Genomic DNA, 6,000 nt, shown 5'->3' with positions numbered 1-6,000 from the left:
TCGCGGAGTAACTTGTGATGCTGATAATCTTGTTGACTATCAGTCTGACTCCACAAGCACCCACACGAATTGCTTGATTCAGTTGTTAAAGAGCGGTTGGTTAAGATCTTTCGTCTCAACCGAGGCGCGCATTCTACAGCAGCCTCTGTNGCTGTCAAGCGGTTATTTTCAGAAGTTTTCAAAGTTTCCCGTAAGAAACATCAGCAACTTCAACCACTTGCGCTTCCGATCTCTCGTTAGCGGGAGGCGAATTCTACAGCGTTAGTCGCTGCTGTCAACACCTCTTTTTCTCCGCTTTCGACCGAGAAGATCGAACCGTCAATAAGGCGACAACTCTCTGCCTTACCAACTCCTTCTGGCTTCGATGATCTGAAGCGTAACCGCTGCCGAAAACTGCGTAACTCGTTGTTTAACAAGGAGTTTTCCGTTTCGACTGCGCCGGAAGTGGGGCGAATTATAGACGTCCAGAATCTGCCGTCAACCTCTAATTTCACATTTCTGTCATATCGGTCAAAACAGCCCGAAAACACAAAGGCCGACCTCAAGAGGTCGGCCTTCTGCCCTTCTACTTACAAGCTAGGGAATGCGAATTGCGAAGCTTCATGGCTTGCCCGTTGCGGCCAGCGCTGGGTAATAGCCTTGCGACGGGTATAGAACCGCACGCCATCCGGACCATAAGCATGCAGATCGCCGAACAGCGAACGCTTCCAGCCGCCAAAGCTGTGATACGCCACTGGCACCGGCAACGGTACGTTGACGCCGACCATACCCACTTCGATCTCATCGCAGAACAACCGCGCCGCTTCCCCATCACGGGTAAAGATGCAGGTGCCATTGCCATACTCGTGATCATTGATCAGTTGCATCGCCTCTTCCAGGCTGTTGACCCGGACGACGCACAGCACCGGCCCGAAGATCTCTTCTTTATAGATGCGCATCTCTGGCGTGACGTTATCGAACAGGCAGCCACCCAGGAAGAAGCCGTCCTCATGACCGGCCACGCTCAGACCACGACCGTCCACCACCAGCTTCGCACCGGCGGCTACGCCGTCTTCAACATAACCGCTGACCTTGTCCCGCGCCTGACCGGTGACCAGAGGCCCCATGTCCAGGCCACAAGTTGTACCAGCGCCGATTTTCAGTGCCTTGATCTGCGGTGTCAGTTTGGCCACCAACGCATCCGCCACCTGGTCACCGACACACACGGCCACCGAAATCGCCATGCAGCGCTCACCGCACGAACCGTAAGCGGCGCCCATCAACGCGCTGACCGCGTTATCCAGATCTGCATCCGGCATCAATACCGCATGGTTCTTCGCCCCGCCCAGCGCCTGGACGCGTTTGCCGCGCTTGGTGCCTTCGGCGTAGATGTATTCGGCAATCGGCGTCGAACCGACGAAGCTCAACGCTTTGACTTCCGGCGCTTCAATCAGCGCGTCCACTGCGGCCTTGTCGCCATGCACCACACTCAGCACGCCTTTCGGCAGGCCGGCTTCCAGCAACAATTGAGCGATCAGCAGCGTGGAGCTTGGATCGCGCTCGGACGGCTTGAGGATAAAGCAGTTGCCACAGACGATCGCCAACGGATACATCCACAGCGGCACCATGGCCGGGAAGTTGAACGGGGTAATGCCGGCCACCACGCCCAATGGCTGGAAATCCGACCAGGCATCGATGTTCGGCCCGACATTACGGCTGTACTCACCCTTGAGGATTTCTGGTGCCGCGCACGCGAACTCGACGTTCTCGATCCCGCGCTTCAATTCACCGGCAGCATCTTCCAGGGTCTTGCCGTGTTCTTCGCTGATCAGTTGTGCGATGCGGGATTCGTTCTGTTCCAGCAGTTGCTTGAAACGGAACATCACCTGAGCGCGCTTGGCCGCTGGCGTATTGCGCCAGGCCGGGAACGCAGCCTTGGCAGAGTCGATGGCTTTCTGAATGGTTTCGCGGCTGGCCAACGGCAGCTTGTGGATAACCTGGCCGGTGGACGGGTTGAACACATCGGCCGTGCGACCGTCTTCGGTCACCAGTTCGCCATTGATCAAATGCGGGATGAGGCTCATGCGGGGCTCCTGAAATTGTCCACAGGCGTCCTTTGAAAGGACGCCTTTATATAGAAGAGGGAATCAGTCGATCTTGTTCAGCACTTCGCCGACCGCATCGAACAGACGATCAAGGTCCTGTGGCTTGCTGTTGAAGGTTGGGCCGAACTGCAGGGTGTCGCCGCCGAAGCGCACGTAGAACCCGGCTTTCCACAGCGCCATGCCAGCTTCGAACGGACGCACGATGGCATCGCCGTCGCGAGGTGCAATCTGGATCGCACCGGCCAACCCGTAGTTGCGAATGTCGATGACGTTCTTGCTGCCCTTCACACCGTGCAGTGCGTTTTCGAAATGCGGTGCGACTTCGGCCACGCTCTGCACCAGGTTTTCCTTTTGCAGCAGGTCGAGTGCCGCCAGGCCTGCGGCGCAAGCCACCGGGTGCGCGGAATAGGTGTAGCCGTGCGGGAATTCCACCGCGTACTCAGGCGTCGCCTGGTTCATGAAGGTCTGGTAGATCTCGGAGCTGGCAATCACCGCGCCCATCGGGATCGCGCCGTTGGTGACTTGCTTGGCAATACACATCAGGTCCGGAGTGACACCAAAGCTGTCGGCACCGAACATCGAACCGGTACGACCGAAACCGGTGATCACTTCGTCGAACACCAGCAGGATGTTGTGCTGATCGCAGATCTCGCGCAGACGTTTGAGGTAACCCTGCGGCGGAACCAGCACGCCAGCGGAGCCGGCCAATGGCTCGACGAATACCGCTGCGATGTTCGAGGCATCGTGCAGTTCGATCAACTTGAGCAATTCATCCGCCAGCGCGATACCACCCTGCTCCGGCATGCCACGAGTGAAAGCATTGCTCGCCAACAAGGTGTGCGGCAGATGATCGACATCCATCATCGCCTGACCGAACAGCTTGCGGTTGCCGTTCACGCCGCCGAGGCTGGTGCCGGCGATGTTCACGCCGTGATAACCACGAGCGCGGCCGATCATCTTGGTCTTGGTCGCCTGGCCCTTCAGGCGCCAGTAGGCACGCACCATTTTCACCGCGGTATCTGCACACTCGGAACCCGAATCGGTGAAGAACACGTGATTCAGATTGCCCGGGGTCAGGTCGGTGATTTTCTCCGCCAGTTGGAACGACAGCGGGTGACCGTACTGGAAGCCCGGCGAGTAATCGAGAGTGCCCAATTGCTTGGCCACCGCCTCCTGGATTTCCTTGCGGGTGTGCCCGGCGCCGCAGGTCCACAGACCCGAGAGCGAATCGTAGACCTTGCGGCCCTTGTCGTCTGTCAGCCAACTGCCCTCGGCCGCCACGATCAGGCGCGGGTCACGCTGGAAATTGCGGTTCGCGGTGTAGGGCATCCAGTGAGCGTCAAGCTTGAGCTGGCTGGCCAGGGAAGTCGGGGCGTTTTCAGGCACGTTCATGGGCAAAACCTCGCAGAGCAAATAAGCGGCGTGGAGATCAAAAGCGTTCTTGCAGCTAAATTGCCACGGGGATAAAGTCGGTGAAATCCAACTTTTCTAACCTTCAGTCAGGCCCGGACTAAACTATGAGTACCCGTCGCCCCGATCCGCTGGCGCAAGTCAGTGACTTTGATATCCGTCTGCTGCGGATTTTTCGCAGCGTGGTGGAGTGTGGCGGCTTCTCCGCGGCGGAATCGGTGCTGGGTATCGGTCGCTCGGCCATCAGCCAGCAAATGAGCGATCTGGAACAACGCCTGGGGCTGCGCCTGTGCCAGCGAGGTCGCGCGGGGTTTTCCCTGACCGAAGAAGGCCGTGAGGTCTACCAATCTGCGTTGCAGCTATTAAGTGCGCTGGAAAGCTTCCGCACCGAGGTCAACGGACTGCACCAACACTTGCGCGGCGAATTAACCATCGGCCTGACCGACAACCTGGTCACCCTGCCACACATGCGCATCACCCACGCTTTGGCGCAACTGAAGGAACGTGGCCCCGACGTACAGATCCAGATCCGCATGATCGCGCCCAACGAAGTCGAGCAAGGCGTGCTCGACGGTCGTTTGCATGTTGGCGTGGTGCCACAAGCCAGCGCGCTGTCGGGGCTGGAATATCAACCGCTCTACAGCGAACGCTCGCTGCTGTATTGCGCGGTCGGCCATCCGCTGTTCTATGTCGACGACAAACAACTGGACGATGAGCGCCTCAACAGCCAGGACGCCATCGCCCCGACCTTCCGTTTGCCCGCCGAGATTCAGGCCCATTACCAGGCGCTCAATTGCACCGCCAGTGCGTCGGATCGCGAGGGCATGGCCTTTCTGATCCTGACCGGGCGCTACATTGGTTACCTGCCGGATCACTACGCCAGCCTCTGGGTGCAGCAAGGCCGTTTGCGTGCACTGAAACCCAAGGCACGTTTTTATGACCTGAGCCTGGCATCGGTTACACGCAAGGGCCGTCGTCCGCATCTGGTTCTGGAGAGCTTTCTGGAGAGTCTGGCGGCGACTCGCTGAAAGCTTGTGGGAGCGGTGCCCAAGGTTTTATCGCCATAGGACTTGTCTGAGGCCCGTGGGTGCGCTATCAACGCATCTGGTTGCACCCATCTACCTGTTCGGAAGTGCCTATGACCTTTGAAGTCCCAGCCCACGGCGGCAAACCCGCCGGCCGCATTCGTCAGAAGAACGAAGAGACCATCATCAAAGCCGCCGAAGACGAGTTCGCCCGTCACGGGTTCAAAGGCACCAGCATGAACACCATTGCGCAGAAAGCCGGGTTGCCCAAAGCGAATCTGCATTACTACTTCACCAACAAACTCGGTTTGTACGTGGCGGTGCTGAGTAACATCCTTGAGTTGTGGGACAGCACCTTCAATACCCTGACCGTCGAGGACGATCCGGCTGAAGCGTTGACGCGATACATTCGCGCAAAGATGGAATTCTCCCGGCGCCAGCCACAAGCTTCGCGGGTCTTCGCCATGGAGGTCATCAGCGGCGGTGATTGCCTGACTGAGCATTTCAACCAGGACTACCGCACCTGGTTTCAAGGTCGGGCCGCGGTGTTCCAGGCGTGGATCGACGCCGGCAAAATGGACCCGATCGACCCGGTGCACCTGATTTTCCTGCTGTGGGGCAGCACCCAGCATTACGCGGACTTTGCCACGCAGATCTGCCGTGTCACCGGGCGCACCAAGTTGACCAAGCAAGACATGGAAGACGCCGGCAGCAACCTGATTCGCATCATTCTCAAAGGCTGCGGCCTGACGCCGGCTATTTAAGACACCCATGCCTTTTACCCTCAGCGGTTTTTGCGAATACCGCGAAGAGATTCGCAAAAGCCGCTTCATCGCCCTCGCCGCGCCGATCGCCAGCGCAGCCGATGCCCAGGCGTTCATCGAGCAGCACAGTGATTTGAACGCTTCGCACAATTGCTGGGCCTGGAAGCTCGGCGATCAATACCGCAGCACTGACGATGGCGAACCCGGTGGCACCGCTGGCCGGCCGATCCTTGCGGCGATTGAAGCGCAGGATTGCGATCAGGTCGCGGTCGTAGTGATCCGCTGGTATGGCGGCATCCAGCTGGGCACCGGCGGCCTCGCCCGAGCGTATGGCGGCAGTGCCAACAAATGCCTGCAAGGGGCGCCGAAAGTCGAGTTGATCAGTCGGGTGCCGGTCCGTTGTGCCTGTGCATTTGGCGAGTTGGCGCTAGTGAAACTTCGGGTGGCGGAGCTGGGTGGTTTGGTGGTGGAGGAAACCTTCACGGCCAATGGTGTGGAACTGCAATTGGCGATTGGCGACGGGCAGATCGATACCCTGCAAACGCAGCTGGCGGATTTGAGTCGCGGGCGTATTTTGTTGCAGCGTTGAAGATCAAAAGATCGCAGCCTTCGGCAGCTCCTACGCCGACCGTGTCCCCCCGTAATACCGGATAAACGCAAATCTCGTAGGAGCTGCCGAAGGCTGCGATCTTTTGGGGCACCCCGATTTTCTTTGCT

At 58.6% G+C, this 6,000-nt stretch carries 5 protein-coding genes; 3 read left to right on the top strand and 2 right to left on the bottom strand.

Annotated features, from left to right (window positions below; translation table 11 throughout):
- Window positions 1-569: 569 nt before the first annotated feature.
- Together AF70_RS29055 and AF70_RS29050 are read right to left on the bottom strand one after the other, a co-directional pair.
- Window positions 570-2,063, bottom strand: coding sequence for a CoA-acylating methylmalonate-semialdehyde dehydrogenase (locus AF70_RS29055; RefSeq protein ID WP_019582319.1), 1,494 nt, complete (start codon window positions 2,061-2,063; stop codon window positions 570-572).
- 63 nt (window positions 2,064-2,126) lie between these two features.
- Entirely contained in the window at window positions 2,127-3,476 is a 1,350-nt protein-coding gene (locus tag AF70_RS29050) for an aspartate aminotransferase family protein (RefSeq protein ID WP_018928366.1), read from the bottom strand.
- A 125-nt stretch (window positions 3,477-3,601) separates the two neighbouring features.
- Here AF70_RS29050 and AF70_RS29045 point away from each other — a divergent pair, with 125 nt between their 5' ends.
- The 3 genes from AF70_RS29045 to AF70_RS29035 all read left to right on the top strand — a co-directional run bounded on the left by AF70_RS29045 (window position 3,602) and on the right by AF70_RS29035 (window position 5,872).
- The gene (locus tag AF70_RS29045) at window positions 3,602-4,522 is read left to right on the top strand and encodes a LysR family transcriptional regulator (protein ID WP_007940170.1); all 921 of its coding nucleotides are present in this window, start codon (window positions 3,602-3,604) and stop codon (window positions 4,520-4,522) included.
- 110 nt (window positions 4,523-4,632) lie between these two features.
- Complete coding sequence (locus tag AF70_RS29040) at window positions 4,633-5,283, top strand: TetR/AcrR family transcriptional regulator (RefSeq protein ID WP_018928367.1); 651 nt, start codon at window positions 4,633-4,635, stop codon at window positions 5,281-5,283.
- A 7-nt stretch (window positions 5,284-5,290) separates the two neighbouring features.
- A complete protein-coding gene (locus tag AF70_RS29035; protein ID WP_028940363.1) occupies window positions 5,291-5,872 on the top strand; it encodes a YigZ family protein in 582 nt (193 codons plus the stop codon).
- Window positions 5,873-6,000 lie beyond the last annotated feature (128 nt).

Origin of the sequence: Pseudomonas sp. KD5 (genome assembly GCF_012932895.1) — a bacterium.
Classification (GTDB): Bacteria; Pseudomonadota; Gammaproteobacteria; order Pseudomonadales; family Pseudomonadaceae; genus Aquipseudomonas.
The sequence above is the reverse complement of the archived record's forward strand: the minus strand, read 5'-3'. Positions and strand labels throughout refer to the sequence as shown.

What these genes read in the sequence shown, in the direction of transcription:
- AF70_RS29045 (WP_007940170.1), top strand. Translation starts at nt 3,602, where the DNA reads ATGAGTACCCGTCGCCCCGATCCGCTGGCGCAAGTCAGTGACTTTGAT.
- AF70_RS29050 (WP_018928366.1), bottom strand. Translation starts at nt 3,476, where the DNA reads ATGAACGTGCCTGAAAACGCCCCGACTTCCCTGGCCAGCCAGCTCAAG.
- AF70_RS29040 (WP_018928367.1), top strand. Translation starts at nt 4,633, where the DNA reads ATGACCTTTGAAGTCCCAGCCCACGGCGGCAAACCCGCCGGCCGCATT.
- AF70_RS29055 (WP_019582319.1), bottom strand. Translation starts at nt 2,063, where the DNA reads ATGAGCCTCATCCCGCATTTGATCAATGGCGAACTGGTGACCGAAGAC.
- AF70_RS29035 (WP_028940363.1), top strand. Translation starts at nt 5,291, where the DNA reads ATGCCTTTTACCCTCAGCGGTTTTTGCGAATACCGCGAAGAGATTCGC.